The following is a 26,619-nucleotide window of genomic DNA, read 5'->3' as shown; positions in this document are numbered from 1 at the left end:
AGATGGATAGTTTAGCTTTAATACTTATCATACCGCTCCTTGGTGCTTTGATCTTGTTTTTAAGTCCTAAAAACTATGCAGTACTTAGCGGACTTCATGTCTTGTTTTCTGCTGCGACATCAGTGGCTTTACTTAACAATGTTCTTAAAGTTTTAAGTGGCGGAACTTTTTATAGTTTTGATAAATTTTTATTCTTAGATAGCTTAGGCTGTGTTTTCTTGGTGCTTATCGCCGTAACTGGATTTATAGTAAATTTCTACTCTATCCACTATATGAGATGGGAACTTGAAGATGGACACATCCACTTAAGTGATCTTAAAAAATACTACGCACTAAGCCATGTATTTATCTTTACAATGACTTTAAGCGTTATCTGCAACAACGTTGCGTTTATGTGGGCAGCTATCGAGGCTACAACACTAGCTTCTGTGTTTTTAGTTGCTATACACAAAGATCAAAAATCAACAGAGAGTGGTTACAAATACATCGTTCTTTGTTCAATCGGTCTAGCATTTGCTCTTTATGCAACCGTTCTTCTATACTCAGCTACATATAGCACACTAGGAGACGGCGAGGCTTCTATGCAGTTTTCAAGCATAATGGCTAACGCTAAAAATTTAAACCCAGATGCAGCAAAACTTATCTTTGTGTTTGCGCTAATTGGTTTTGGTACAAAAGCAGGTCTTGCTCCAACTCACACTTGGTTGCCAGACGTTCACGCTGAAGGTCCAGCACCTATCTCAGCATTGCTATCAGGCGTACTTTTAAAATGTGCGATGCTTGCGCTTTTAAGATACTACGCTATCACAGCTCAAGCAGTTGGATTTAGCTTTGTTGAAGGCGTAATGATCGTTTCAGGAACTATCACACTTTTTGTAGCAGGATTTTTCCTAATAAGACAACACAACGTAAAAAGAATGTTTGCATACCACTCAATCGTTCACATGGGTGTTATCGCATTTGCACTTGGTGTTGGCGGTAAATTTGGTCTATTTGCAGCGATATTTCACTGCCTAGCTCACAGCTTCACAAAAGCTTTGGCTTTCTGCTCAACAGGTAACATAGCAAGAATTTACGGCCACAAAGATATGAGTAAGATGGGCGGCATGGTTAAGATCGCACCTATTACAACTATTATGTTTGGTGCAGCTGTCTGCTCACTAGTTGGTGTTCCAGCATTTGCTATATTTGTTAGCGAATATAACGTCTTTGTTGGAGCTATCACAAGTGGTCAATACATCGCAGTTGCGCTATTTGCTATTGCACTTGCAGTTATTTTCATAGCTGACTTTGCGCACTTTAACATGGCAAGCTTTGGCGAGCCAAAAGGTGTGGTTGTTCATAATAAAGAGATGAGTTTATTTGAAAATTTACCTCTTATAGCACTCTGTGCCCTTATCATAATCTTTGGCGTATGGCACGTAGATAGCTTTTATACGCTAGTAAATAACGGTGTTAATATAATGATGGGAGCTTTAAAATGAGAGGCGATAAATTTGTTGAAATCCTAAAAACAAAGGTAAAAATTTTAGAAGTAACTCGTCAAGCAGACGATCAGATCACAGTTTTAGTTGATAGAAACGATCTTCCACTAGCTGTTAAAACACTTTATTATGATATCGGTGGCTTTATAAGCACTATGATACCAAACGACGAGCGCCAGATAAATGGCTGCTATGCGCTTTACTATGCTATCTCAATGGAAGGTAGCAAGATGACTGAGGCGGATGATTTTGCGGCTGAGGATAAGTGCTTTATCACAGTTAAAACTCTTATCCCAGGAAGTGATCCGACATTCCCATCAGTTACTCCGCTTGTGCCAGCTTGTGTTTGGTATGAAAGAGAAGCTTATGATATGTTTGGTCTAGTAGCTGAGGGTCTGCCTGATAAAAGACGTCTAGTTTTAAGTGATGACTGGCCAGACGGACTTCACCCACTTAGAAAAGATGCTATGGACTACCGTTACCGCCCTGATCCAGTAGATCATAGAGATGAGCCTGATGCGGAGTTTTTGTTCCCAACAGGTGATGCAGTAGTTGATGTGCCACTTGGACCACTACACGTTACATCTGATGAGCCAGGTCACTTTAGACTTTTCTGCGACGGCGACGAGATTATAGACGCTGACTACCGCTTATTCTATCAACACCGTGGTATGGAAAAGCTAGCTGAAAATAGAATGAACTATGATCAAATGGGCTATCTTGCAGAGCGTGTTTGCGGAATTTGTGGTTATGCTCACGCTATTGCTTGTATCGAAGCTGCAGAAAAAGCTATCAAGCTTGAAATCCCGCTAAGAGCTCAAGCTATACGCGTCATCTGTCTTGAGATCGAGCGTCTTCACAGCCACCTTTTAAATATCGGTCTAGCTTGTGAGGTCACTGGTAACTACAACGCATTTATGCATATCTTTAGGGTTCGTGAGTACTCTATGGAGCTAGCTCAGCTTGTAACTGGCGGACGTAAAACATACGGCAACGTCGTTATGGGTGGCTTAAGACGTGATATGACAAACCATGAGATCAAAAAAGGCTTAGAGATCATCAACAAACTTGACATTCAAATTTCAGAAATTTGGGATGCAGTTTTGGAAGATAAACGCCAAATCGGACGCTGGAAAGGTGTAGGTATCCTAGACCGTCAAATAGCACGTGACTTTAGCCCAGTTGGTCCAAATATGAGAGGCTCTGGCTTTAAACGTGATAACCGCTACGATCACCCATACGACTTCTTCAAACAGATAGAATTTGAAGTAGCAGTTGAGCATGGTTGCGACGTTTTTGCTCGTGAGATGGTTAGATATAAAGAGCTAAAAAGCTCTATCCACATCATCCGCCAATGCTTTGAGATGATGCCTCAAACTCCGATCATGATCGATCCTGTGACTATGATCAAGCCAGAGAATTTCGCACTTGGTCACGATGAAGCACCACGTGGTGAGAACGTTCACTGGATTATGCAAGGTAGCGCTCAAAAAGTATATCGCTGGAGATGTAGGGCTGCGACATATAACAACTGGCCAAGCCTAAGGTATCAATTTAGAGGAAACAACATAAGTGACGCTGCGCTTATCGTTTGCTCACTTGACCCTTGCTACTCATGCACCGAGCGTGTTACTTTGGTTGATGTAAGGACTAAAAAAAGTAAAATTTTAACAGAAAAAGACCTTAAAAAATTCTGTCAAGATGGCGGGGTTAGTAAGAAGGATTTAAGATGATGAAGTTATTTGACATCACAGAAAAATATGGAAAGGCGACATACGCCTATCCATTTGAGCCATATATTGTGCCTGAGAATTTCCGCGGTCAGCCAGACTATACATACGATCTTTGCATAGGCTGTGCAGCTTGCGGTATCGCTTGCCCTAGTAACGCAATAGAGCTTAAGATGAACGATGAGCAAACAAGACTTGTTTGGCAGTTTGACTGTGGTCGTTGCATATTCTGCGGACGCTGCGATGAGGTTTGCCCAACTGGAGCTGTAAGACTTAGCGATAGCTTTGAGCTTGCGGTTAAATTTGACAAGAGCGCTCTTATACAAAGAGGCGAGCTTGAGATGCAAACTTGCAAATGCTGCGGCAAGCCATTTACGCCAAAAAGGCTTATAAATTTCACTCTTGAAAAGCTTGGCACAGCAAATTTACTCCCAGGCAGACTTGAAGAGGCAAAAGAGTACCTTTTTATCTGCCCAGAGTGCAAGAAAAATCAATCTGCTGAGAGGCTAACAAAAGGCGTTGAGGAGGCTATAAAATGAGTCTATATCAAGTCCCAGAGGACATAAAAACAGCAAATGACCTAACTGCAAAGTTAGAGCATTTAAAAAATATCAAAAGAAGCTTTAGTGTTTATAGGATCGACTGCGGAAGCTGCAATGGTTGTGAGATCGAAATTTTCGCTGCTATCACTCCGATGTGGGACCCAGAGCGCTTTGGCTTTAAGCTTGTAGCAAACCCAAGACACGCTGATATCTTGCTTTGCTCAGGACCAGTCACAAGACAGATGTATTACCCACTTCTTCGTGCTTATGAAGCAGCTCCAGATCCTAAGATCGTAGTTGCTTTTGGTGCTTGTGGAAGTACTGGTGGAATTTTCCACGACGCTTACAGCGTTTGGGGCGGTATAGACAAGATCATACCAGTTGATGTCTATATCCCAGGCTGCCCTCCACACCCAGCAAGTGTTATTTATGGTCTAGGTATGGCTCTTGGCATCATTGATCAAAAGCTACACAAAAAAAGCTACGAAAATGATAGCACTACGCCTCCTCCAGTTAAAAAGTCAGTAATGGGCGATATCTTATTTGAACGTGACTTGCATGCTGAAAGTAAAAGGCTAATGAGTTATATCTTTGGTAGAACACTATTTGAAAAATATATGGACGCTATCAAGGGCTCAAGTGATATCCACAACCCAGAGCTTGCACGTGAAGCGGTTATAGCAGCTATCAAAAAAGAAGATGATCCTAGATATGCTGAGTGTATGGCACTTTTGCATAATGACGTCTATCTAAAATACGCAAAAGCTGGTAAAAATTTTGCGATTGATGTTGATAGTGAGGTTTGGAGTAAAAGATGATACAAGTTTATAAGCTTACAAAAAGGCATATGGACGACAACGAAAAGCTTCCACGCGAGCTAAAGGAGATAAAAATTTTCTCCACTTGCGTGGGACACGGCGTTGGTACGATTGATTTTAGCGAGAAGATCTTAGAGCTAAGCGATGAGGAATTTGACGAGATGATCAAAAACTCAGGCGAATATGTGAAATTTAAGATCGGAAATTTAAGCAAGTATTTTGAAGTTGAAATTTTTGCTGAGCATATCGCTAGACTCTTGCCACAGCTTTGTGAGTGTAAGCTTAAAGAAATTTTGGCAAATTTAAAAGAGGGATATATCGTGCTTAGGAAGGACTTTTGATGAAAAAGGCCATCCTTTGCATCGGTAATCCTATGCGTGGCGACGATGATGTTGGCAATGAAGTCGGCCGCATCGTAGAAACTGAGCTAAAAGAGTGGAAGGTCTTTTTTGGGCAAGATGTGCCTGAGAATGAATTTTCAGCTATTAGAGAATTTGCGCCTGACATTTTGATAGTAGTCGATGCGATGAGCGGCTTTGATGAGGATAAGATAGAGTTTTTTGACCTAAGTGACGATAGAGACTACATCTACTCAACCCATAACCTCCCAACGCCGGTGCTTTTAAGCTATTTGCGTAAAATTTGTCCAAAGACGCTTTTCCTTGGCATTAGTGTCTTGCTTGAAAATGTCCTTGATTTTGAGGAGGGGCTAAGCGAGCAGGCTAAAAAAAGTGCCAGAAAAGCTTTTTTAAGAATTGTAGAGATTGATAAAAATTTAGTTGGTTAAATTTAGTAAGAGCTAAATTTAATCTGGGGTTTGCTAAAGATAAATTTGATCATTTTGGATTTGAAATTTAGTGTAAAAACTAAGCTTTAAACATTAAATTTTAACGCCAAATCTCTATCTTTGGCACTACTTCTTTGCTTTATATTTGTTATAGATCAAAGAAGGTCAAATAAAAAGGAGACGTGATGTTAAATCCGGCAGAAACCGCTCAAGCGGTGTCAAGTTCTATGGAGCATAAAGCTCATACGCCACTTGTAAGCATTATCTTCCTTGCTATTATGGCTGGAGCTGCTATTGCAATGGGTGATATTTTTTGGGCTCACTCAACAGTTGGTATGGCTGAAAAACAGTCTATCGGTCTTTCAAACTTCATCGGTGGTATCACATTTAGCTGCGGCCTCATGATGGTTGTATTTTATGGTGGTCACCTATTTACTAGCTCTGTTTTAAGCGGTGTTAGTGCATATGATGGCAAATTGCCACTTGGCAAAACCATAAGCTACTGGGTAATTGTTTGGATATTTAACTTCGTTGGTGGCGCATTGATCGCTTATATGTACTACTACTCTGGTTTGCCACTAAAATACGACGGCTACATCTTGCAACACTTTGTACCAGCAGCTATTGGCAAGATCACAGCACCATTTCATGAGCTATTTCTTCGTGGTATCTTTTGTAACGTCTTTGTTTGTATGTCTATCTGGACTGCGACAAGCGAGAGCAACCTATCTGGTAAATTCTTTGCCATTATGTGGATGATCGGCGCATTCGTTGCTTGCTCAATGGAACACTGCGTTGCAAATATGTTCATCATAACTGAAGCTATCATCTCTAAAGCTCACTATATAGCAGCAAGTGGCGGCGATATCAACGCTGCAGCAGCTTTACTTCACACTACAGCTGATAAACTAGATGTCATCAACTGGACAAATTTCTTAAGCAAAAACTTGCTCCCAGTTACACTTGGCAACATCTGCGGTGGTCTTTTCTTTGTTGGTCTTGTTGGCTTCATGGCTAATAAATTTGATATGAAGAAAAAAGCTTAATAAACTCCCTTTTAGTCTTTGCTTTTATGGCAAAGGCTAAATTACAAATTTCTCTTTTTTACCTTAAAAGTTTCAAAAAAATCTCTTATTTTTCATCTAAAAAATGTCACACTCATCTTAAATTTATCGTTTTAACTCCCCCTTATTTGAAAATTTGTGACATCTTGGAGTTTAAAACATCTTGGCTAATAAATTTAGAGCAATAATAAAGCTAAAATTTAATATAATCCCACGAAAAAAGGAGAGTCTATGAAATTTTTCAATGCATTTTTTACTGGCATTATATTTGTTCTTGCTCCTATTTTTACGCTATTTGTTGGAATTTACAACAACTACTTTTCATTTTATGGCATAAATGAGTATTTCAATGTGATTTTTGTAGATAATGTGCCTTTTTTGTGGCTTTTACCTGTGTTTTTTATATTTGGATATTGTTTCTTTTACGCGCCATTTAGGAAAATTTTTAGAGCCTTTTATCTGCTCCTGCTCCTGCTTTGCGCACTTAGTTGGTATCCTGATTTTGGACGAAACTTGGGCGAGGCTTATTTTATGAGTAAGCCACTTGAGATGGATCTATCTTCAAATTTACAAAACGAGCAGAAAATAAGCGGCAAAGTCCTTTATGACGGACGAAGAGAAATTTATTTTCTAAGAAGTGACAATGATAAAGTCGTTAAAATTTCAAAGTAAAGTTTTACCTTTATTTAGTTACAATGGCATAAAAATTTAAAGGTTTAAAATGCGTATAAAACTTCCACACGTACCTTATGTCTCACATAAAATAGCAATAGATCTTTTAAACTGTGGTTTTGTAAAGTTAAACAAAGGTATTGAGCCAATCGTAGCAAAAGCAAGTGAAATTTTAACTACCGACGTTCAAAAAGAAAGAGCGCTAGACGAGCGAGTAAATGAGCTTTTAGAGAAAAACGAGGACGAGATGCAAACGATGCAAATCGACCGCAAAAATATGTTTTGGCTCGTTAAAAAGAAACTTGCTGGCGAATTTGACGTCATTTTAACTCATGAAGATAGATTTAGCAATGTCGCTCACAAGATACTTGAGACTATTTGGAAGAGCGGGTTGGTTGATTATAGCGTATCTGAAAACCGCGTAAAAAACGTGATATATGGCTCGATAGATGAGTATCTAAAGAGCTATGAGAAGATAGAAGATAGCGTCTATGAGATGATGCAAAACTACAAACGCAAACTTATCCCAGGAACTGATGAATACGACCTGATTTTTGAGCGTTTATATCAAGATGAGCTTAAAAAAAGAGGAATGCTTTAATGAAAGCTTATATTTACATTGAAAACGGCGTTTTTTTAGAGGCAAAAGCCTTTGGTGCTCACGGCGAGTGCGCAGGCGAGCTCGTTTTTAATACCTCTATGACTGGCTATGAAGAGATCATGAGTGATCCAAGCTATGCTGGTCAGTTTATCGTCTTTACTATGCCAGAGATCGGCATCGTTGGCATAAACGAAGATGATATGGAGAGCCTTAGAATTCATGCAAGTGGCGTCATAATGAGAAACTACAATGAAATCCCCTCAAACTACCGCTCGCAAAAATCTTTGGGTAAATTTTTTGAAGAGCAGGGCAAATTTGGCGTTTATGATGTTGATACTAGATATTTGACAAAGATGCTACGTGATGAAGGCGCCTTAATGGCCTATATCTCAACGCAGATAAGCGACAAAGATGAGCTAAAACGCAGACTTGAAAGTAGCGGACGCATAGAAAATATAAACTACGTAAAAACAGTCAGCGCTATGGACGAGTACGAGCACAAAAAAGGCGCTTGGGATAGAAATTTAAAGTCATATAAGCCGCTAAAAAGTATCGGCAAAAAGATAGCTGTTTTTGACTTTGGCGTAAAGAGAAACATCCTAAATGAGCTATGCGAAACTGGCCTTGAGGTCATCGTCGTACCACACGATACTAAGGCTGAAGTTTTGATAGATAAATTTAAAAATGGCGAGATAAACGGGGTATTTTTATCAAATGGCCCAGGCGAGCCAAAAAATTTAAAGGCTGAAATCGCTGAGATCAAAAAAATGATAGAGGCAAAAATCCCGATATTTGGCATCTGCCTTGGACACCAGCTGCTTTCAAATGCCTTTGGATACGAGACATATAAACTTAAATTTGGTCAGCATGGAGCAAACCATCCAGTCTTAAATTTAGAGACAAAAGCGATCGAGATAACAACGCAAAATCACAACTACAACGTGCCAGAGAGCATCGCTGAAGTAGCGGTTGTGACACATAGAAATTTGTTTGACAACACGATCGAGGGTGTGAGATACAAAGACTATCCGATCTTCTCGGTGCAACATCACCCAGAAGCAAGCAGCGGTCCTAATGAGAGCAAATATATATTTAAGCAGTTTTTAGAAATTTTATAATATGCAAAACATAAGCCTTTACATGATTATCTCAGTTGCGATTTTGAGCAGCTTTAGTCATTGTGTCGGCATGTGTAGCGGTTTTTTGAGCTTGCAAGCTCTATTTTTTAAAGGTAAAAGCAAGAGTGAAATTTTAATGCTAAGCGCGCTTTATAACCTAGCTAGAATTTTTGCTTATGTGGCTTTGGGAGCTTTGTTTGGCGTTTTTGGAGCAGCTATTAGTTTTGGTATGCAAGCAAGGGGCGTGATATTTTTCATAGTTGGCTTAGTGATCGCATTTATTGGCATCGCACTGCTTTTTAGGGGCGAGCTTTTAAAATTTGTAGAGAGCGAAAAAGCACTTAAATTTATAGTAAAAATGGCAAAAACAAGCGTGCAAAAGAGAAATTTGACAAATTTCTTACTGCTTGGCTTTTTAAATGGTCTTTTGCCTTGTGGCGTGGTCTATTATTTCTTAGCGCTTGGAATTTTAAGCGCAAATGTGTCTGACGCATCTTTAATAATGCTTATCTTTGGGCTTTGCACCTTACCAGCGATGTTGCTAGCTAGTTTTGTTTTTGGCTTACTAAGAGAGAAATTTAAAGAGATCATGTTTAAGCTCTCAGCTTGCATAATGATCTTAAACGGACTTTATCTATCATTTTTAGGATATAGAGCAAATGCCTAGTTTAAATTTAGATGAAAATTTTCTATCAAGTAGCGATGGCATGAGGATTGCTAAGCTTGCGATGATGGGCGAGATGATGGCAAATATAACTCACCAGTGGAAGCAGCCGCTAAATGAGCTAAGTTTAGTTTTATATAAGATGAAAAAGCTAGCACGCAGCGAAGATGGCGAATTTATCGGCTCTTATGAGAGGGCTATGCAGATCATAAAGTATATGTCAGAAACTACTGATGAGTTTAGCTCGTTTTTAAATCCAAACACACTTTCTCAAGAATTTAGCCTAGCAGACGCAGCTAGAGCATCGATACAGATCGTAAAAGGTGTGATGAAAAAAGAGGGCATTCATATAGAGCTTGAGGTGCTAGGGGACTCTAAAATTTATGGTCATAAAAACAGGCTCATGCAAGTCATCATAAATTTACTAAATAACGCAAAAGACGCACTAAATTTACAAAAGATAGAAGAAAAAAATATAAAAATAAAGATTGATAGCGATGAAAAATTTGCTTACCTAAGCGTAGAAGATAACGGTGGTGGCATAGATAAAAATGTGATAGATGAGATTTTTAAGCCATATTTTACTACCAAAGAAGATGCCAAAGGCACTGGCTTAGGACTATATATGTCAAAGCAAATAATCGATCAATTTAACGCAGAAATAACAGCGGGCAACAGCGATAATGGAGCCTGTTTTTTAATAAAGTTACCACACAAAGGAGAGATAGATGAATAAAATTTTAAAGAACCTAACGGTTTTGCTTGTCGAAGACGATAGCGACAGCAAAAAGATCATGCACGATGTGCTAAGTGACAATTTTGAAAAAGTTTTTACTGCTCAAAATGGTGATGAAGGTTTGAAAAAATTTAAAAAATACAACCCAAATATGGTAATTACAGATGTATTTATGCCAATTAGTGATGGACTTGATATGACAAGATATATCAAGGAAATTTCTAAAGACACACCTGTCATCGTCCTAAGTGCGCATAGCGAAAAGGAGACTTTATTAAAGGCTATCGATGTTGGCGTTGATAAGTATCTCATAAAACCTATCATGGCAGATGATCTTTTAAAAACGATAGAAAATGTCGCAAAAAGCAAGATAGAAACTGCAAACATCATCCAAGTTGCAAACGGATATAGCTTTAACAAAATTAAGCGCGTACTTATCAGAGACGGTGTTGAAATTTCACTTACTAAAAAAGAGCTTGCATTTATCTCACTTTTGATAAAAAGACTTGGTACGCTCGTGCTTCATGATGAGATTAAAAGCGTCGTTTGGGTTGGCGAGAGCGTTACAGAAGCAGCTATTAGAACCTTTGTTAAGCGCGTTAGAGACAAAGTTGGCAACAATTTTATAAAAAATGTCCCAGGACTTGGTTACAAAATAGACAGAAGACTTTCCTAGTTAATGAGAATTTATATTAATTAAGTTTTTTTATAGTCCTTATACTCTAAAATAACGAATCATTAATATAAATTTAACTAGGAGGATATTTTATGCGACCATCTCAGCTACTACACTATGATTATAGTGTAGCAAAGCTATTTATGTTTGCCACGATACTCTTTGGTATCATAGGCATGGTTGTTGGCGTAGTTATAGCTTTTCAAATGGCCTGTCCAGAGCTTAACTACATAGCCGGCGAATATTCGGCGTTTGGGAGGTTGCGTCCTCTTCATACTAATGGCATCATTTTTGGCTTCATGCTCTCAGGCATCTTTGCCACTTGGTACTACATCGGACAGCGTGTTTTAAAGGTCTCGATGAGCGAGTCGCCATTTTTGATGTTTATCGGCAAGCTTCACTTTTGGCTATATATGCTTGTTATGGTTTTGGCTGTTGTTACGCTTTTTATGGGCGAGAGCACAGCGAAAGAGTACGCTGAGCTTGAGTGGCCACTAGATATCGCAGTGGTCGTTGTTTGGGTGCTTTGGGGCGTTAGTATATTTGGCCTCATCGGTATCCGCCGCGAAAAGACGCTTTATATCTCAGTTTGGTACTACATCGCTACATTTTTAGGCGTTGCGATGCTATATCTCTTTAATAATATGGAGGTTCCAACAAGACTTGTTAGCGGATATGGCTCATGGTTACACTCTGTCTCTATGTACGCTGGCTCAAACGACGCTTTGGTTCAGTGGTGGTACGGCCACAACGCAGTTGCATTCGTCTTTACAGTGGCTATCATCGCTCAAATTTATTATTTCTTGCCAAAAGAGAGCGGTCAGCCGATATTTTCATATAAATTATCATTATTTTCATTTTGGGGTTTGATGTTTATTTACCTTTGGGCTGGCGGACACCACCTAATATACTCTGCTACGCCTGATTGGATGCAGACTATGGGCTCAGTCTTTTCTATCGTTTTGATCCTGCCTTCATGGGGCTCAGCGATAAATATCCTTCTTACGATGAAGGGCGAGTGGGCGCAGCTTAGAGAGAGTCCGCTTATTAAATTTATGGTCCTAGCTTCGACATTTTATATGTTCTCAACACTTGAAGGACCGATACTTTCTATCAAGTCAGTAAACGCCCTAGCGCACTTTACCGACTGGGTACCAGGACACGTTCACGACGGCGCGCTTGGCTGGGTTGGCTTTATGATCATGGCGGCACTTTATCATATGACACCGCGCGTGTTTAAGCGTGAAATTTACTCAAAGTCGCTAATGGAAGCTCAGTTCTGGATACAAACAACAGGTATCGTTTTATACTTCGCGTCTATGTGGATCGCTGGTATCACACAAGGTATGATGTGGAGAGCGACTGATAGCTATGGAAATTTACTCTACTCGTTCATAGACACGGTAGTTGTGCTTATCCCATACTACTATATAAGGGCTATTGGCGGACTTCTTTATCTAGTTGGCTTCTTGATGTTTGCTTATAATATCTACAAATCAACTTCTGCTAAAGCTATCTTAGCAGAGCCAAAAAACGCTTCGCCAATGGGCGGCGGGGCAAAAGCTAGCGCGGAGGTGATGTGATGTTTGCTTGGTTAGAAAAAAATCCATTCTTTTTTGCGGTTTGCGTATTTGTCGTCATCGCTTACGCTGGCATAGTTGAAATTTTGCCAGACTTTGCAAACAGAGCTAGGCCGCTTGAGGGCACAAAGCCTTACACCGTTTTAGAGCTAGCTGGCAAAAACATCTATATGCAAAATGGCTGCAACACTTGCCACTCTCAAATGATCCGTCCGTTTAAAGCTGAGACTGATAGATACGGCATGTACTCGCTAAGTGGCGAATTTGCCTATGATCGTCCGCACCTTTGGGGCTCAAAAAGAACAGGTCCAGATCTTATGCGTGTGGGCAACTATAGAACGACTGATTGGCATGAAAATCACATGCTAAATCCAGCCTCAGTTGTGCCAGGCTCGATCATGCCAGCATATCCATTTTTATTTAAGAAAAATGCTGATATCGAGACTGCATACGCTGAAGCGCTAACGGTTAAAAAGGTCTTTAACACGCCTTATGACGAAAAAGATATGCCAGCACTTGGCACGCTAGAGCAGACAAATGCTAATGTTAAGGCTGAGGCTGCAGCTATCGTTGAAAATATGAAAGATGAGCAGGTAAAAAGTGCTTTTGCAAAAGGTGAAATTCGCCAGATCGTAGCACTCATTGCTTATCTAAATAGCCTAAAGTAGGAGCGCAAGATGGAGAACATTAGAGAGTTTCAAGCTTATGGCTATTTTTTCTTGACAGCATTTTTGGCGATCACTTTGTATGCTTATTTTTTTCATCTTTATAAGAGCGAAAAAACTGGCAGAAGAAACTATGAGAAGTACTCAAAACTAGCGCTTAACGATGAGATCGGTGGCGAAATTTTAGAGCGTAAGGCTACAAAGGAGAGCGTATGCAATGGCTAAATTTAGAAGATAATGTAAATTTACTAGCTCTTATAGGAGCGGCTCTAATCATCGTGCTTACTATCGTTGTAGCTGGTAGGTATGTGGGGCAGATGAAGGTTAAAAAAGATGAGAGCGTTGAGCTTAGCGAGCACAACTGGGACGGCATAGGAGAATACAAAAACCCTGTCCCACTTGGCTGGGCGGTTGTCTTTTTACTAGCGCTAGTTTGGGCGATCTGGTACTATTTGCTAGGCTATCCGCTAAATTCTTACTCACAAATCGGCGAGTATAATAAAGAGGTCAAAGAGGCAAACGCCAAATTTGAAAAAGAGTATGCAAACCCAAGCAAAGAGACACTTCACGCTATGGGCGAAAGTATATATCTTGTGCAGTGCTCAGCATGTCACGGCATCACAGGCGATGGCATAGGCGGCAAGGCTGCAAATTTACAAATTTGGGGCAGCGAAAAAGGCATAGTTGAGACTATACTTAATGGCTCAAAAGGGCTTGATTACCCTATGGGCGAGATGCCAGCAGGCTTAGCCGATGCTGATGGCGCAAAGGCGATCGCAGCTTACGTAGCTAAAGAGATAAGCGCGATAAAAAGCACTAAAAATGAAAATTTAGTAGCCACTGGCAAAGAGCTTTATGCTGCTTGTGCGTCGTGCCACGGCGAGGACGGCAAGGGCATGGATGGTATGTCGGTTGATCTTAGCAAATATGGCTCGGCTAGTTTTGTGGCTGATGTGCTAAATCGCGGCAAAAAAGGAGCGATCGGCACTATGCCTAAATTTAATGATGGCAGGTTAAATGAGATCCAGCAAAGCGCAGTTGGCGAGTACGTCATATCGCTATCAAAGGGCGAATAATGGAAAATAAAAATAGAAACATCTTTGCCTTAAACGGCATTAGCGGATTTTTAATAGCGGTGGTGCTTTTGCTCTCTATCCTAGCGGTGCTTACATACGTTGGCATCGGCTTGCAAAAAGAGGTCGCAACCAAGCCTTACTCACTAAAAGATGCAGCTAGCATCGAGATGAAGAGCGTAGATAACGCTAAACACGTCATTGTAAAGGAGTAGCGATGCTAGGCATAATAGAAAAAGCCATTATCCTGCTAATAGTCGTCGCAGGCGCCATTTGTGCCTGGTCAGTGCTTACGCCAAATCACCTATTTGTAGGTTAAGCTTGAAGAAATTTGCACTCATTTTTATCATTTTGCTCTGGCAAAATTTGGCTTGGGGTGCAAATTTTGTTATCAATGATGATGGAATTTTAAGCCAAAAAGTGAGCCAAAAGCTAAATGAGATCGGCAGTGAGCTTTATCAAAAAAGTGGCATAAATTTAGTAGTTGGTCTATATAAAGATGGCGAGCTAGACGCGCTTTTTAAAGAGCAAAATTTAAGCTCGCCTTTTGTCTTCTTAGCACTCATAAAAAATAAGCAAAAGGTTGAAATTTTTAGCGATACAAACACTTTAAAGCTCTTTAATAAAGAGCAAATTCTAAGTGTAAATCCAGAATCAGGCACCATTATCCCCATTTTAGTCTCAAAAAACGGCAAAGATGTCTATAACGCCGCTATCTTAAACGGCTACGCTGATATCGCCGAGCAGATCGCTGAGAGCTTAAATTTAAAGCTAGAAAGCGGTATCGGCAGCTCAAACAAAACGACCTTAAATTTCTTTCGAATTTTTATCTACGGCTTGATCGCATTTTTCGTTCTCATCATCTTTTATAAAAAGGTAAAAAATGGCTAATAAGAGCTTTTGGCCTTATGGCATCGTGCTTAGCATAGTGGCTATCATCTTAGCTTGCGTCGCAACCATCGTCGTTGCGATCAATAACCCAGTCGAGATGGATAGTGCTTATATGCAAAGCTACCAAAAAGTCGATGAAAACATCACTTTTATAAAAGAGAGTGAGGCTAGATTTGATGAGAAATTTGGCCTTAAATTTGAGCCAGAATTTAAAGGTTTGCAGGGTAAGTTTAAATTTCTTCTAACGCCAAAAAATGGCAAAATTTCAAGCCTTAGCTATGAAATTTTACTCACTCGCCCACAAACAAACAAAGATAACAAAACATTAAGCGCCTCATGGCAAGAAAATGAGCTTATAAGCGAGAGTGTTGGCCTAAAAGAGGGCAGGTGGCAGCTACTTTTAAGGCTAAGCGACAAGCAAGATACGAGATATTATAAATTTGATTTTAACGCTACAAAATAGGCTAAAATTGCATCCAAAAGTTTTTAGCCAAGGTCAAAATCAAATTTAAATTTTCGCTTTCTAGCCAGCCAAAACGCCAGATCAAACCTCTTTAAAACCAAAATTTAATCCCAAACGCTTGCCAGTTGTAACATACTCTTTAAATTTATAGATGAGCGGCGACCATTTTTTAGTATCTAGCTTTTCATCTTTTAACAAATTTTCATCCACAAAGATGCCAACTATCCTGCAAGTAACGATGCAAAACCACTCCTTTATCTCGCACTTTAGTTTTTGGCGCTAAATTTAAGCAATATAAACCCGGCGGCGCCCGAAACTACCGAACCTAGCAAGATAGCAAGCTTGTCGGTGTAGGCAAAGGCGTCCGTGTCGTTGTAGGCTAGGCCGTTAACGAAAAGGCTCATCGTAAATCCTACGCCGCAAAGCACGGCGATGCCGTAAAGTTGGATGAAATTTGACCCCTCGGGTAGTTTGGCTAGCTTAAATTTGATCGCCAAAAAGCTAAAAGAAAATACCCCGACTTGCTTGCCGACGAAAAGCCCCAGCGCCGTGCCTAGCGCGACTGGAGACAAAATCTCGTCCAGTCCGACGCCTCGCAGTGAGATGCCTGCGTTTGCGAAGGCAAATATCGGCAGCACACCAAACGCCACCCAGCCGTGCAGGTCGTGCTCGATGCTTTTTAGCATAGATTTGCCAGGCTCGTCTTTAAAGCTAAGCGGTATGAAAAAGGCCGCCACGACGCCCGCAAGCGTGGCGTGAACGCCAGATTTTAGCACCGCTACCCACATCACCGCGCCTACGATTAGATAGGCCGCCTTGCTCTTTACGCCGAGTCTGTTTAGCACGAAAAGCGCGGCTAGACAAACGCTCGCGACCGCAAGCATTTGGGCGCTAAGCTCGCTCGTGTAAAATAGCGCGATAATCACGATCGCGCAAAGGTCGTCGACGATCGCTAGCGTCATGAGGAAAATTTTTAAACTAGTCGGTACGCGAGGCCCGAGTAGGCTCAAAATCCCCAGAGCAAACGCGATATCCGTCGCCGTCGGTATCGCCCAGCCGCCAAGCGCGAAGGAGTCGTGCTTCGTAAAAAGATAGAAGATAACCGCGGGCACTATCAGGCCGCCTGCCGCGCCGATCGCTGGCAGCGCGATTTGCGACGGATTTTTTAGCTCGCCCTCCAGCACCTCGCGCTTTAGCTCAAGTCCGATGAGAAAGAAAAATACCGCCATCAACCCGTCATTCACCCACAAGATCAGGGGTTTGCTTAGTCCGTATTCGCCGAAGCTCATGGTAAATTTGGTATTTAAAAATTCGTTGTAAAAATCGCTCAAAAACGTATTTTGACACAGTAGCGCCGCTACCGTAGCGATCATCAGCAAAATCCCGCCGCTGGCTTCGTGTTTTAAAAACTCTTTTATTCCGCCCATTTTGCTTCCTTTTTATAAATTTTGGCGATTATAGCGTATTTTTCGCTCGCATAAAATTCGGGCGAATTTGGCTATAATCAAGTCAAATTCAAAGGTAAATTTAGTAGACGCATCTCTAAAATTTGCCGTGCCGCGCTTGCGGGAGCGGGACGCTTGCGCACGGTTTTTATAGATTAAGGAGCGAAAATGAATGAAATTTTAGAGATTTGTAAGCGCGCAAAGGCTGTTTGCGGCGAGCTTTTGAGACTTGATAGCAGGGCTAAATTTGCATCCAAAAGTTTTTAGCCAAGGTCAAAACCAAATAAATTTACCCGTAAATTTTACTTTCTAGCCAGCCAAAACGCTTACTCAAACCTCTTTAAAACCAAAATTTAAGCCCAAACGCTTGCCAGTTTTAACGTACTCTTTAAATTTATAGATTAGAGGCGACCATTTTTTAGTATCTAGCTTTTCATCTTTTAACAAATTTTTATCCACAAAGATGCCAACTATCTTGCAAGTAACGATGCAAAACCACTCTTTTATCTCGCACTTTTCTACGATCGTTTCTATCTGTATCTTGCACTCTTTTATGCGCACGCTTTTTGCCTTTATGCCTGGCTCTTTGTGCAAATTTGCTACCTTAAATTTATCGCTTTCGTAGCTGTATCCAAGGGCTCTTTTCTCCTCCGGCACGTCCTCGTCGCCTGTTAGTTTTTCTATCTTTTTTATAGCTTCAAGCAAGCTCTCATCACATAAATTTAGCGTGATATCTGAGCCATTTTGGATATTTTTATAGCCTTTGTTATCAACTCCGATGCCAAGCACCACGCTATCTCCTAGCGTCCAAGAGGATGAAAGCACGGTGATATCATCTCGCCCTTTTTGATCTTTTGTGGTGGCAAGCAAAACTGGAAAGCCGTAGTAAAAGCCAGATCTGTTTAACTCTTTACGCATTTTTGCTCCTTTTTGAAATTGTAGCCCCCAGCAGTTTAAGGCTTAAATTTTTAATGAATTTAGAAAAATTTTCAAAGCTTAGCTTAAGTGAGAAAAAGCGCTCTTTTATCAGCTTTTGGCTATCATTTTTTAAAAATTTAAGAGAGTAAAATGCGCAATCTAAATCAACTTTTCGTCTTTACAAACTCGCGTAAGATCAGGGAATTTAACGCTGGTTTTAATGACGAGCTAATCCCAAAAAGTCTAAGCATCGCTGAGTTTTACAAAAAGGCCGTTTTTGTAAATGGCCGCTTTGAGTGCGATAGTACCTACGCTTTGGTGCTTATGAACAGAGCCTGTGCCAGCGTCAAAGAGGCAAACTCGGTGCTTAAAATCCCAACTGAGTTTTTTGAGTTTTTGAAAAACAACGACTACCTTTTTTCATTTTTTAAAGAGCTAGCCATTAGCAAAAAGAGCATTGAAGAGATCAAATTTAACGACATTTACGCTGATTTTGAGGAGCATTTAAGCATACTTGAGGCGGTTTTAAAAGAGTATGAGAGCCTGCTTTATAAAGAGGATCTTTATGATGATATAACCTTGCCAAAAATTTACTCTATAAATGAAGCTTACATAAAAAGTTTTAGTGAAATTTCACTGCACATTGATGGCATTTTAAGCGAGTTTGAGTGGGAAATTTTAGAAAAAATTTCAAAACTAACCACGTTAAAAATTATCTTTCAAACTAGCGTTTTTAATAAAAAACTAATAGAAAAGATAAGGCAAATTTCAGCCATTAGCGAGTTTGAAAACTATAAAAAATATGAGCTAAATTTAAACACAAACGAGCTAACTTGCTTAGAAAATATCACAAAATTTGAGCCAGTTTTAGTAAGAAATTTCGCTACAAGAAGCTTGCAGTGCGCCTATGCTATGGCAAAGGCGAGCGAGTTTGTGCGTGAGGGCATAAAGCCTGAAAATATCGCAGTGATCTTGCCAGATGAGGGTTTTAGTGAGATTTTAAGGATTCATGATAGTGCTAAAATTTTCAACTACGCCATGGGTGAGAGCTTTAAAAATACAAAATTTTATGAGGCACTTTACTACATCACAAGAGCGATCAATGAAGAGGCAAGCCCAGTTTTTGATCAAAGTAAGTGTGAGAGCTACGAGGAGCTTGGCTTTATTTTAAGCGAATTTGGCGTGAGCGAGCAGCTTTTTGAGAAATTTAAGGCTAGTTATTTTGAGCCATGCGAATTTGGCAAATTTAAAGAGCTAATAGATGAGCTTTTGGTGCTTGAAAATGAGCCAAGATGCGAAGAGAAGCTCGCACTTGAGCTTTTTAGGATGGAGAATTTATGCAGGTATTTTAACTTTAGCTTAAAGCAGCTAAGTGAGATTTTCTTGCTAAATATCTCGCGCCTAAGCATCGATGATGTGGGCGGCGGAAAGATCAGTGTCATGGGCATGCTAGAGAGCCGCGGGATGAAATTTGATGGCGTTATCATAGTTGATTTTAACGACAACTTCATCCCAGCTAGAAGCGCAAATGAGATGTTTTTAAACTCAAAAGTGAGGCAAAAAGCTGGGCTTATAAGCTACATTGAGCGCGAGAATTTGCAGAGATTTTACTACGAAAGCCTCATAAATAATGCCAAAAAAGTGGCGATAAGTTGCTGCGTAAATGAAGAGAGCATACCATCAAGATTTTTAAAAAATTTCAAAACAATAAAAGATGAGAAATTTAGCGATGAGGCTTATTTGAAGCTATTTTTAAAGGGAGAGGCCAGCTTAAATTTAAGTGATGATGAGGTTGTTTTAGAGCATGATTTCTTCGCAAACCCACTTTCGTTTTCGACACTAAATTTATTTCTAACCTGCCCAAGAAAATACTACTACACAAAAACAGCTCACATAGATGCGCCAAAAGCTATTGCAAGTGAGCTTGGCACAAAACAAGGAAATAGTGTTCATAGCGCACTTTTTGAATACTATACGAGCGAATTTTATAAGCAAAATAACACCTTTGATCTAGCCGTTTTTAAAGAGATGCTAGCAAAGCAAAATCTTACGCCACTTGAGCTTGAAATTTGGTCGCATAAATTTAAAGAGTATGAAATTTATGAAAACGAGCGCTTAAGAGCTGGCTTTAGAGTGCTTGAGTGCGAAAAAGAGATGCAAAGCGAGTTTTGCGGCGTGCAGATAAAGGGATTTATCGATAGGATCGATGCGGACACAAACGGCGACGTGCTTATACTTGATTATAAAACGGGCGAAGCAAATGTAAATTCGCTCCAGCTTGCCTTTTATGAAGCACTTTACGGCGGAGAGGTGCGAAGTGCCTACTATGCCCTAAAAAACGAGCCTAGCTTAGTTAGCTCTAAAAAAAGCGTAGAGGATCTAAGCGGCGAGATAGAAAAGCTAAAAACCATAAACAAAACCAAGATAAATTTTGAAAGAAAGAGCGGTGCTTGCGTATTTTGCGAATACGTCACACTTTGTAGGAGAGAGTTATGAAAAATTTTTTAGCCCTAAAAGCAAGCGCTGGAAGCGGTAAGACCTTTGCGCTGAGCGTTCGCTACATCGCTTTGGTGCTTCGAGGCGAAAATATAAACGAGATCGTCGCTCTAACTTTTACAAAAAAGGCAGCAAACGAGATGAAAGAGCGCATAATCGCCACTTTTTTGGACTTGCAAAACAAAAAAGGCGAGCTTGAAGCGGTGTGCGCGGAGCTTGATATAAGCCAGGATGAGGCGATAAAAAGGCGAGATGAGAGGCTTGGCGTCTTTTTGCAAAGTGAGCTAAAAATTTATACATTTGATGCGTTTTTCTCTGGGATACTAAAGAAATTTAGCCAAAATTTAGGGCTTAGCCCTGATTACAGCGTGCAAGATAGCTTGCAAGATCTGGCGTGGAAAAAATTTGTAAAAGAGGCGAGCAAGGATAAAAAGCTTCTTAGCGAGCTAGCCTTAATGATGATCATCTCAAGCCAAAAGGAGGCTAGCTTTTCGCAGACTTTGGCGAAATTTTATGAGAGCTTTGGCGGCGAGCTAAAAGATAGTGGCGCAAGCTATCCAGATGATAGCAAGGTAAGGGCGGCGCAAAAGGCGTTAAATGAGCATATAGCCTTGCAAAATGGCGCTAGCGATGTGGCTAAAAAGACATTTGGCGAGCAGAATTTATTTGAGCTATTTAAGAGTAAGGTTTTTGCTAGGCAGAGCCTAGACTACCGCACTTTTAGCAAAATTTACACCCCTGAGCTTGATAGGCTTTTTTGTGAGCTAAAAGAAGCTGCTAAAAACTACATTTTAGAAGTCGAAAAGTATAGGCTAAGTGGCTTTAGTAAGCTATTAAAGCTTTATAAGGCTTCAAATTTGGAGCTAAACAAGGAGATAAATGCGCTAAGTTTTGCTGATATAAACAAGCTGGTTTTTAAGCTTTTGGTGCAAAGCCTGGACAAAGAGGCGCTTTATTTTAGGCTTGATGGTAGGATAAATCACCTCTTAGTCGATGAGTTTCAAGATACAAACGTGATCCAGTACGAGATCATCTTGCCGCTCATCGCTGAAATCGTCTCTGGATACGGACAAAACGGGCTTGGAAGCTTCTTTTATGTCGGCGATACGAAGCAGAGTATCTATAAATTTAGAGGCGGCAAAAAAGAGCTTTTTGACAAGCTTGGAGATGATTTTAGCCAGATAGATATAGAAAATTTGCCAAGCAACTACCGTAGTTTAAAGGCTTTGGTGAAATTTAACAACGCCGTTTTTGAAGAAATTTATCATAGATATGGGCTTAGTTTTGAGCCACAAGAGCCAGCTAAAAAAGATGAGACGCTAAACTACGAGGTAAGTGGCGAGTGTGCTTATTTTGAAGTAGAAAAAGATGACTACGGCTACTTGCGTGTGCTAAGTGATGAAGATATCGCAGGTGCGGTAGTTTCGCAAGCAAGTGAGCTTTTAAAAGCTGGCGTAAATGCGAGCGAGATAACCGTGCTTTGCTGGAAAAATAGCGACATTAGCCTCATCTCAGAAGTGCTTAGTAGCGCAGGGATAAAAAGCGTCAATGAAGGCACTTTGGAGCTAAAAAGAACGCCACTTGTCACTGCGATCATCGAGTATGCGAAATTTTGCCTCTTTAAAGAAGAAATTTATGAAAAAAACGTAAAAGCGCTAGTCAATGCAAATGTCAAAAAACTAAACATAAAGCCAGAAGTGAGCGCGACAAATAGCCTATTTTACCTAGCTAAAAATTTAGGCATAAGCATGGCAGATGTCGATATCTTAAGGCTATTTGAGCTAAGCGCGGGGTATAAAAATTTAAGTGATTTTATATTTAACCTTGAAAACTTTAGCTCTAAAATCAGCCCAAAAAGTAGCGATGGCGTGAGAGTGATGACCGTGCATAAGTCGAAGGGTCTTGAGTTTGCTCACGTCATAGTTTGCGATATGATGGGCAAGGGCAGGGGAGATGACTCAAATTTCATAACCGAATACAACGAAAAGGGCGAGTGGATCGTAAAGAGTAAAATTTCAGGCAGAGAAAATTTTGATAGCGACTATGCAAGCGTTTTAGAGCAGATAAAAGAGCTTGAAAAGCAAGAAAATATCAATAAAATTTACGTCGCTTTCACAAGGGCAACAAAGTCGCTCATAATCATCAAACAAGCCGTCCCAAGCGGAAATAGCCCAAGCTTTTTCTCGTTTTACACAAGAAGCGACAAGAGCGAGGCAAACGACTATCTTGATCTAAAGGAGTTTAGCTTTGGCAAAATTTTACCTAGCAAGAGCGAGCAAAAAGAGGCAAAAAAAGATGAGAAAATGCCTGAAATTTTAAAGATAGAGAAGCAAGAGGTTGAGGCAAAAGAGCAAAAGACGAGTGGTAAAAATTTAAGCGCGATATATTTTGGCCTGGCGTTTCACTATCTACTTGAGATGAGCGAGAAATTTGATGAAATTTCACTAGAAAAAGCTAAAAATTTGATGCTAAATAAATTTCATAAATTTTTGCCGCTTAAAGCACTTGAAGATGCCTTTTCTAGGGCAAAAATGCTTATAAGTGAGCCAAAATTTATAGAGTGCATAAAAGACAAAGAAATTTATAAAGAGCAGCCATTTAAAGTAAAAAATGAGCTAAAACAGATGGATCTTTTTTGCTTTAATGATCGTGAAATTTGCGTGATTGATTATAAAACGACAGATAAAAATATAGAAGAGAACAAAAAACAGGTAAAAGAGTATAAAGATGCGCTCGCTAAATTTTATGAAAAACATAGTATAATCGCCGTCATCTTCTATGCACTTGAAGGCAAAATTTCATATATTGAAGTTTAAACGCTACTTAATTTAAGCTTTATTAAAGCATTGTTTAAATACAATCACAACTCAAAAATTAACTTGGCAAAGGTAAGAAAATGACAAAAATAACAAAGCCAAACGAAGTTAAGCGAGACTGGATCGTAGTTGATGCAGCTGGTAAGCGCTTTGGTAGATTGCTAACTGAGGTAGCAACTATACTTCGTGGCAAAAACAAACCATGCTTCACGCCAAACGTAGATTGTGGCGACTATGTTATCATCATAAATGCTTCTAAAGTAGAATTTACTGGTAATAACAAAGCTGAAGATAAACTTTATCACAGACACTCAGGATATTTTGGCAGCGTAAAGAGCGAGAAATTTGGCGATTTGATAGCAAATAAGCCAGAAAAACTATTTAAATTAGCTGTTCGTGGCATGCTTCCAAAGACAAAACTTGGAAGAGAGATGATAAAAAAACTAAAAGTTTATGCTGGCAGTGAGCATCCTCATACGGCACAAATAGCTAAAAAAGAAGGAAAATAATTATGGCAAAAGTTTATGCAACTGGTAAAAGAAAAACTGCCGTAGCAAAGGTTTGGATAAAAGCCGGAAGCGGTAAAATCGTAGTAAATGGTATGGATCTTAACACTTGGCTTGGCGGTCACGAGGCTATCAAGCTTAAAGTTATTCAACCACTTTTAGTAACAAAACAAGAGAGTTTAATAGACGTAGTGGCTACAACTTTAGGTGGCGGTTATTCAGCACAGGCTGAGGCTTTAAGACACGGCATTTCACGTGCTTTAGCTGATATGGATGCTGATTTTAGAGCAGCGCTTAAACCAAAAGGCTTACTAACTAGAGATTCTCGTGTTGTTGAACGTAAGAAATTTGGTAGAAGAAAGGCTAGAAGAAGCCCACAATTCTCTAAACGTTAATGGTTTTTTGCAAGTGTTTTTGCATTTGCAAAATTTAGGTTATGTAAATTGTCAGATTTACATTAAGAATTTGGTTATAATTTAAAGTTGATTTATTTTTATTTAGGTAAAATTATAGTCAACATTAAAAATCCCTATTTGAAAGGAATTCTATTATGAAAAAGATTGCTTTAGCTATGGTTGCCGCAACAGCGGTTTTTGCGTCTAACGCAGCATACAACTATGAGATCACTCCAACTATCGGCGGTGTTCATCCAGAAGGAAATCTACGTGTAAAAGACCACAATTTTGTTGGTATTAGAGCGGCTAGAAACCTTGAAGATTTCTTCTTTGACCAAGTTGAACTTGGTGTTGATTACTCTCAAAAAGTAAAAGAGAGAACAGGTAACGTTGTAAGAGAGGGTAGAGCTCTTAGATACCACGCTAACCTTGTAAAAAATATCGTTGACTTTGGACCAGTTAGCCTATATGGTTTAATCGGTGCTGGTTATGAAGACGTTCCAGCTATTTTTGTTAAAAACGAAGATGGCGGTTTTGGTCAATATGGTCTTGGTTTAAGATACCAAGTAACTGATAGATTTGCTCTTAAAGCAGAGGCAAGAGACGCTATCAAATTTGAGCATGCTGATCACAACCTATTCTATTCACTAGGCTTTGGCATCGGTCTTGATTCAAAAGCAGCTCCAGTTGTAGCAGCAGCTCCAGCAGCAGCTCCAGCATCAGCTCCAGCTCCAGTTCTTGATGATGACAATGATGGCGTGCCAAATGATATCGATCAATGCCCTAACACTCCAGCTGGTGTAGTTGTTGACGAAAGAGGATGCGAGAAAGTTATCGTTCTTAGAGACCTAGATGTTAACTTCGCATTTGATAGCTACAAAGTTGGACCAAAATATGCAGCTGAGATCAAAAAAGTAGCTGATTTTATGGGCGAACACCCAGATTATAAAGTTGTACTTGCTGGTCACACTGATAGCATAGGTACAGAAGCTTACAACCAAAAACTATCTGAGAAAAGAGCAAAAGCAGTGGCTGAGGTTCTTGCTGGTTACGGTGTAGAAAAAGCTAAAATTTCTACAGTTGGTTACGGTGAACTTAAACCAATCGCTACAAACAAAACTAAAGAAGGTCGCGCTCAAAACAGACGTGTTGAAGCTACTTTCAATAAATAATTTTATTATTTAAAATTACTTCTTTAGGGCTTGGCTTCGGCTGAGCCCTTTTTTATTTCTGCGGAGATTATCATGAAAAAAACTATACTTTTTGACTTAGATGGCACACTTATAGACTCTACTTCTGCTATTTTAAAAGGCTTTGATGCGGCGTTTTTAGCTCACGACAAGAAAGAACCTGATCATGATGCACTAAAATCTCTAGTAGGATATCCGCTTGAAATAATGTTTGAAAAACTCGGTGCAGATAAAAATTTGCTTGCCGACTATGTAAAAGAGTATAAAGCTTGCTACGAGAAGATCTATTTAGATGAGACTGCGCTTTTACCGCATGCTATGGATGCTTTAAAAGAAGCTAGCACGTTTGCTGATGTTGGTGTTGTTACGACAAAGACATCAAAATTTTCTATCATTTTACTTGAGCATTTGGGCGTTATGAAATTTATAAAAACGGTTGTCGGACGAGATGATGTTGTAAATCCAAAACCAGACCCAGAACCTATAAATTTAGCTTTAAAGAGGCTAGACAAAGAAAAAGATCATGCGTTTATGGTTGGTGATACCATCATGGATCTAAAGGCTGCTAAAGCTGCTCTTATAACGGGCGTTGGCCTTACATGCGGATATGGCAAAGAGTCTGATTTGAGGCAGTTTAGCGAGCATATATTTGCAAACCCACATGAGGCTGTCAGCTTTATCAAAGAAGCATAATAGTGAAAGTTTATTAAAACTCCTGAGCCTAATACTATTTAAACGTAAATTTATTCATAAATTTTTGTTTTAACTTATTACAAAATGCTTTAATGGACCAAAAAGAATTTTATAATTTCATATCAAAAATACCTGCTGCTATTTGATTAATCTAGATAATTCTTCTTTTTAGTAAATTCTGCATTTGATTTGCTTTTTTAGATAAATTTGCTAGCAAAATATGCCAACTAATATGCTTGTATTAGATTTCGTTAGGTAGAGACTTTGTTGGTCTCGAAAAGGAGCCGGAATTTATAAATATCGCACTTTAGCGAAGCTGGCGTGGAAGCCGAGTTTGTCTATAAGATAAGCGAGGGCAGACCAAACGTAGAAGATAGGCTTAAAAACGGTGATATAGCGCTTGTTATAAATACAAGCGATACAAAATCAAGCGTGGATGACGGCAAAAAGATACGCCAAAATGTACTTAGATTTAAAATTCCATACTTCACAACTATCCGTGCAGCACTCGCAGCTGCCAAGTCACTAAGCACAGTTCAAACTGGCAAAGCACTTGAGGTAAAAAGCTTGCAAGAGTATCTAAGCGAGAAATAATA

The 26,619-nt window shown here is 39.7% G+C and carries 29 protein-coding genes and 1 pseudogene; 27 read left to right on the top strand and 3 right to left on the bottom strand.

What is annotated here, in order from left to right:
* Positions 1-2: 2 nt before the first annotated feature.
* The 20 genes from CYP84_RS10530 to CYP84_RS10435 all read left to right on the top strand — a co-directional run bounded on the left by CYP84_RS10530 (position 3) and on the right by CYP84_RS10435 (position 15,564).
* Positions 3-1,484, top strand: a complete 1,482-nt coding sequence (locus CYP84_RS10530; RefSeq protein WP_021089381.1) for a hydrogenase 4 subunit F — start codon at positions 3-5, stop codon at positions 1,482-1,484.
* Complete coding sequence (locus CYP84_RS10525) at positions 1,481-3,217, top strand: NADH-quinone oxidoreductase subunit C (RefSeq protein WP_009294856.1); 1,737 nt, start codon at positions 1,481-1,483, stop codon at positions 3,215-3,217. Before CYP84_RS10530 ends, CYP84_RS10525 begins: the two co-directional genes overlap by 4 nt.
* Positions 3,214-3,753: a formate hydrogenlyase complex iron-sulfur subunit gene (locus tag CYP84_RS10520; protein WP_002939210.1), complete on the top strand. Its 540-nt coding sequence runs from the start codon at positions 3,214-3,216 to the stop codon at positions 3,751-3,753. Before CYP84_RS10525 ends, CYP84_RS10520 begins: the two co-directional genes overlap by 4 nt.
* Positions 3,750-4,574 (top strand): NADH-quinone oxidoreductase subunit B family protein, encoded by an 825-nt coding sequence (locus CYP84_RS10515; RefSeq protein WP_021087529.1) that lies wholly within the window; start codon positions 3,750-3,752, stop codon positions 4,572-4,574. The genes CYP84_RS10520 and CYP84_RS10515 overlap by 4 nt, the downstream gene beginning before the upstream one ends.
* Complete coding sequence (locus tag CYP84_RS10510) at positions 4,571-4,915, top strand: formate hydrogenlyase maturation HycH family protein (RefSeq protein ID WP_002939326.1); 345 nt, start codon at positions 4,571-4,573, stop codon at positions 4,913-4,915. The genes CYP84_RS10515 and CYP84_RS10510 overlap by 4 nt, the downstream gene beginning before the upstream one ends.
* A complete protein-coding gene (locus tag CYP84_RS10505) occupies positions 4,915-5,361 on the top strand; it encodes a hydrogenase 3 maturation endopeptidase HyCI (protein ID WP_021087517.1) in 447 nt (148 codons plus the stop codon). The genes CYP84_RS10510 and CYP84_RS10505 overlap by 1 nt, the downstream gene beginning before the upstream one ends.
* A gap of 185 nt (positions 5,362-5,546) precedes the next feature.
* On the top strand, positions 5,547-6,407 hold the full coding sequence (locus tag CYP84_RS10500) for a formate/nitrite transporter family protein (RefSeq protein ID WP_103567768.1): 861 nt from the start codon (positions 5,547-5,549) through the stop codon (positions 6,405-6,407).
* A gap of 249 nt (positions 6,408-6,656) precedes the next feature.
* The gene (locus CYP84_RS10495) at positions 6,657-7,097 is read left to right on the top strand and encodes an isoleucyl-tRNA synthetase (RefSeq protein WP_103570630.1); all 441 of its coding nucleotides are present in this window, start codon (positions 6,657-6,659) and stop codon (positions 7,095-7,097) included.
* A gap of 49 nt (positions 7,098-7,146) precedes the next feature.
* Complete coding sequence (locus tag CYP84_RS10490) at positions 7,147-7,698, top strand: DUF507 family protein (RefSeq protein ID WP_012001188.1); 552 nt, start codon at positions 7,147-7,149, stop codon at positions 7,696-7,698.
* Entirely contained in the window at positions 7,698-8,816 is a 1,119-nt protein-coding gene (gene carA / locus CYP84_RS10485) for a glutamine-hydrolyzing carbamoyl-phosphate synthase small subunit (RefSeq protein ID WP_103570631.1), read from the top strand. The genes CYP84_RS10490 and carA overlap by 1 nt, the downstream gene beginning before the upstream one ends.
* Positions 8,817-8,838: 22 nt before the next feature.
* On the top strand, positions 8,839-9,483 hold the full coding sequence (locus CYP84_RS10480) for a sulfite exporter TauE/SafE family protein (RefSeq protein WP_103637488.1): 645 nt from the start codon (positions 8,839-8,841) through the stop codon (positions 9,481-9,483).
* Positions 9,476-10,216, top strand: coding sequence for a sensor histidine kinase (locus CYP84_RS10475; RefSeq protein WP_103637482.1), 741 nt, complete (start codon positions 9,476-9,478; stop codon positions 10,214-10,216). The genes CYP84_RS10480 and CYP84_RS10475 overlap by 8 nt, the downstream gene beginning before the upstream one ends.
* A complete protein-coding gene (locus tag CYP84_RS10470; RefSeq protein WP_012001191.1) occupies positions 10,209-10,892 on the top strand; it encodes a response regulator transcription factor in 684 nt (227 codons plus the stop codon). The genes CYP84_RS10475 and CYP84_RS10470 overlap by 8 nt, the downstream gene beginning before the upstream one ends.
* Before the next feature lie 92 nt (positions 10,893-10,984).
* Positions 10,985-12,475, top strand: coding sequence for a cytochrome-c oxidase, cbb3-type subunit I (gene ccoN, locus CYP84_RS10465; protein WP_103637481.1), 1,491 nt, complete (start codon positions 10,985-10,987; stop codon positions 12,473-12,475).
* A complete protein-coding gene (gene ccoO, locus CYP84_RS10460) occupies positions 12,475-13,140 on the top strand; it encodes a cytochrome-c oxidase, cbb3-type subunit II (protein ID WP_103558642.1) in 666 nt (221 codons plus the stop codon). The genes ccoN and ccoO overlap by 1 nt, the downstream gene beginning before the upstream one ends.
* A 9-nt stretch (positions 13,141-13,149) precedes the next feature.
* A complete protein-coding gene (locus tag CYP84_RS10455; protein WP_002939259.1) occupies positions 13,150-13,362 on the top strand; it encodes a cytochrome c oxidase, cbb3-type, CcoQ subunit in 213 nt (70 codons plus the stop codon).
* Positions 13,350-14,213: a cbb3-type cytochrome c oxidase N-terminal domain-containing protein gene (locus CYP84_RS10450; RefSeq protein ID WP_009294847.1), complete on the top strand. Its 864-nt coding sequence runs from the start codon at positions 13,350-13,352 to the stop codon at positions 14,211-14,213. Before CYP84_RS10455 ends, CYP84_RS10450 begins: the two co-directional genes overlap by 13 nt.
* Complete coding sequence (locus CYP84_RS10445) at positions 14,213-14,425, top strand: DUF4006 family protein (RefSeq protein ID WP_021084770.1); 213 nt, start codon at positions 14,213-14,215, stop codon at positions 14,423-14,425. The genes CYP84_RS10450 and CYP84_RS10445 overlap by 1 nt, the downstream gene beginning before the upstream one ends.
* 106 nt (positions 14,426-14,531) lie before the next feature.
* Positions 14,532-15,101, top strand: coding sequence for a hypothetical protein (locus CYP84_RS10440; protein ID WP_103637480.1), 570 nt, complete (start codon positions 14,532-14,534; stop codon positions 15,099-15,101).
* Positions 15,094-15,564 carry a FixH family protein gene (locus CYP84_RS10435; RefSeq protein ID WP_103637479.1) on the top strand — a complete coding sequence of 157 codons (471 nt, stop codon included), beginning with the start codon at positions 15,094-15,096 and terminating at the stop codon, positions 15,562-15,564. Before CYP84_RS10440 ends, CYP84_RS10435 begins: the two co-directional genes overlap by 8 nt.
* A gap of 81 nt (positions 15,565-15,645) precedes the next feature.
* Here CYP84_RS10435 and CYP84_RS11095 read toward each other — a convergent pair whose 3' ends face one another.
* The 3 genes from CYP84_RS11095 to CYP84_RS10415 form a co-directional block, all read right to left on the bottom strand.
* On the bottom strand, positions 15,646-15,774 hold the full coding sequence (locus tag CYP84_RS11095; protein ID WP_258031449.1) for a hypothetical protein: 129 nt from the start codon (positions 15,772-15,774) through the stop codon (positions 15,646-15,648).
* Positions 15,775-15,830: 56 nt separating this feature from the next.
* Entirely contained in the window at positions 15,831-16,991 is a 1,161-nt protein-coding gene (nhaA, locus tag CYP84_RS10425; RefSeq protein WP_103637478.1) for a Na+/H+ antiporter NhaA, read from the bottom strand.
* A gap of 348 nt (positions 16,992-17,339) precedes the next feature.
* Positions 17,340-17,927 carry a flavin reductase gene (locus tag CYP84_RS10415; protein ID WP_103637477.1) on the bottom strand — a complete coding sequence of 196 codons (588 nt, stop codon included), beginning with the start codon at positions 17,925-17,927 and terminating at the stop codon, positions 17,340-17,342.
* 150 nt (positions 17,928-18,077) lie between these two features.
* Between CYP84_RS10415 and CYP84_RS10410 the strand changes: the two genes are divergently transcribed.
* From CYP84_RS10410 to CYP84_RS10380, 7 genes and pseudogenes are all read left to right on the top strand, one after another.
* Positions 18,078-20,423 (top strand): PD-(D/E)XK nuclease family protein, encoded by a 2,346-nt coding sequence (locus CYP84_RS10410; RefSeq protein WP_103637476.1) that lies wholly within the window; start codon positions 18,078-18,080, stop codon positions 20,421-20,423.
* Positions 20,420-23,239, top strand: a complete 2,820-nt coding sequence (locus CYP84_RS10405) for a RecB-like helicase (protein ID WP_103637475.1) — start codon at positions 20,420-20,422, stop codon at positions 23,237-23,239. Before CYP84_RS10410 ends, CYP84_RS10405 begins: the two co-directional genes overlap by 4 nt.
* An 80-nt stretch (positions 23,240-23,319) precedes the next feature.
* Positions 23,320-23,748, top strand: a complete 429-nt coding sequence (gene rplM / locus CYP84_RS10400) for a 50S ribosomal protein L13 (protein WP_002939292.1) — start codon at positions 23,320-23,322, stop codon at positions 23,746-23,748.
* Positions 23,749-23,750: 2 nt separating this feature from the next.
* A complete protein-coding gene (gene rpsI, locus CYP84_RS10395) occupies positions 23,751-24,140 on the top strand; it encodes a 30S ribosomal protein S9 (RefSeq protein WP_021084780.1) in 390 nt (129 codons plus the stop codon).
* A gap of 155 nt (positions 24,141-24,295) precedes the next feature.
* Positions 24,296-25,312: an OmpA family protein gene (locus CYP84_RS10390; protein WP_103637474.1), complete on the top strand. Its 1,017-nt coding sequence runs from the start codon at positions 24,296-24,298 to the stop codon at positions 25,310-25,312.
* 72 nt (positions 25,313-25,384) lie between these two features.
* Complete coding sequence (locus tag CYP84_RS10385) at positions 25,385-26,023, top strand: HAD family hydrolase (protein ID WP_103611549.1); 639 nt, start codon at positions 25,385-25,387, stop codon at positions 26,021-26,023.
* Positions 26,024-26,335: 312 nt separating this feature from the next.
* Positions 26,336-26,617, top strand: a pseudogene (locus CYP84_RS10380) (hypothetical protein); the annotation flags it as partial.
* Positions 26,618-26,619 lie beyond the last annotated feature (2 nt).

It is taken from the genome of Campylobacter concisus (assembly GCF_002912425.1).
Classification (GTDB): domain Bacteria; phylum Campylobacterota; class Campylobacteria; order Campylobacterales; family Campylobacteraceae; genus Campylobacter_A; species Campylobacter_A concisus_AH.
The sequence above is the reverse complement of the archived record's forward strand: the minus strand, read 5'-3'. Positions and strand labels throughout refer to the sequence as shown.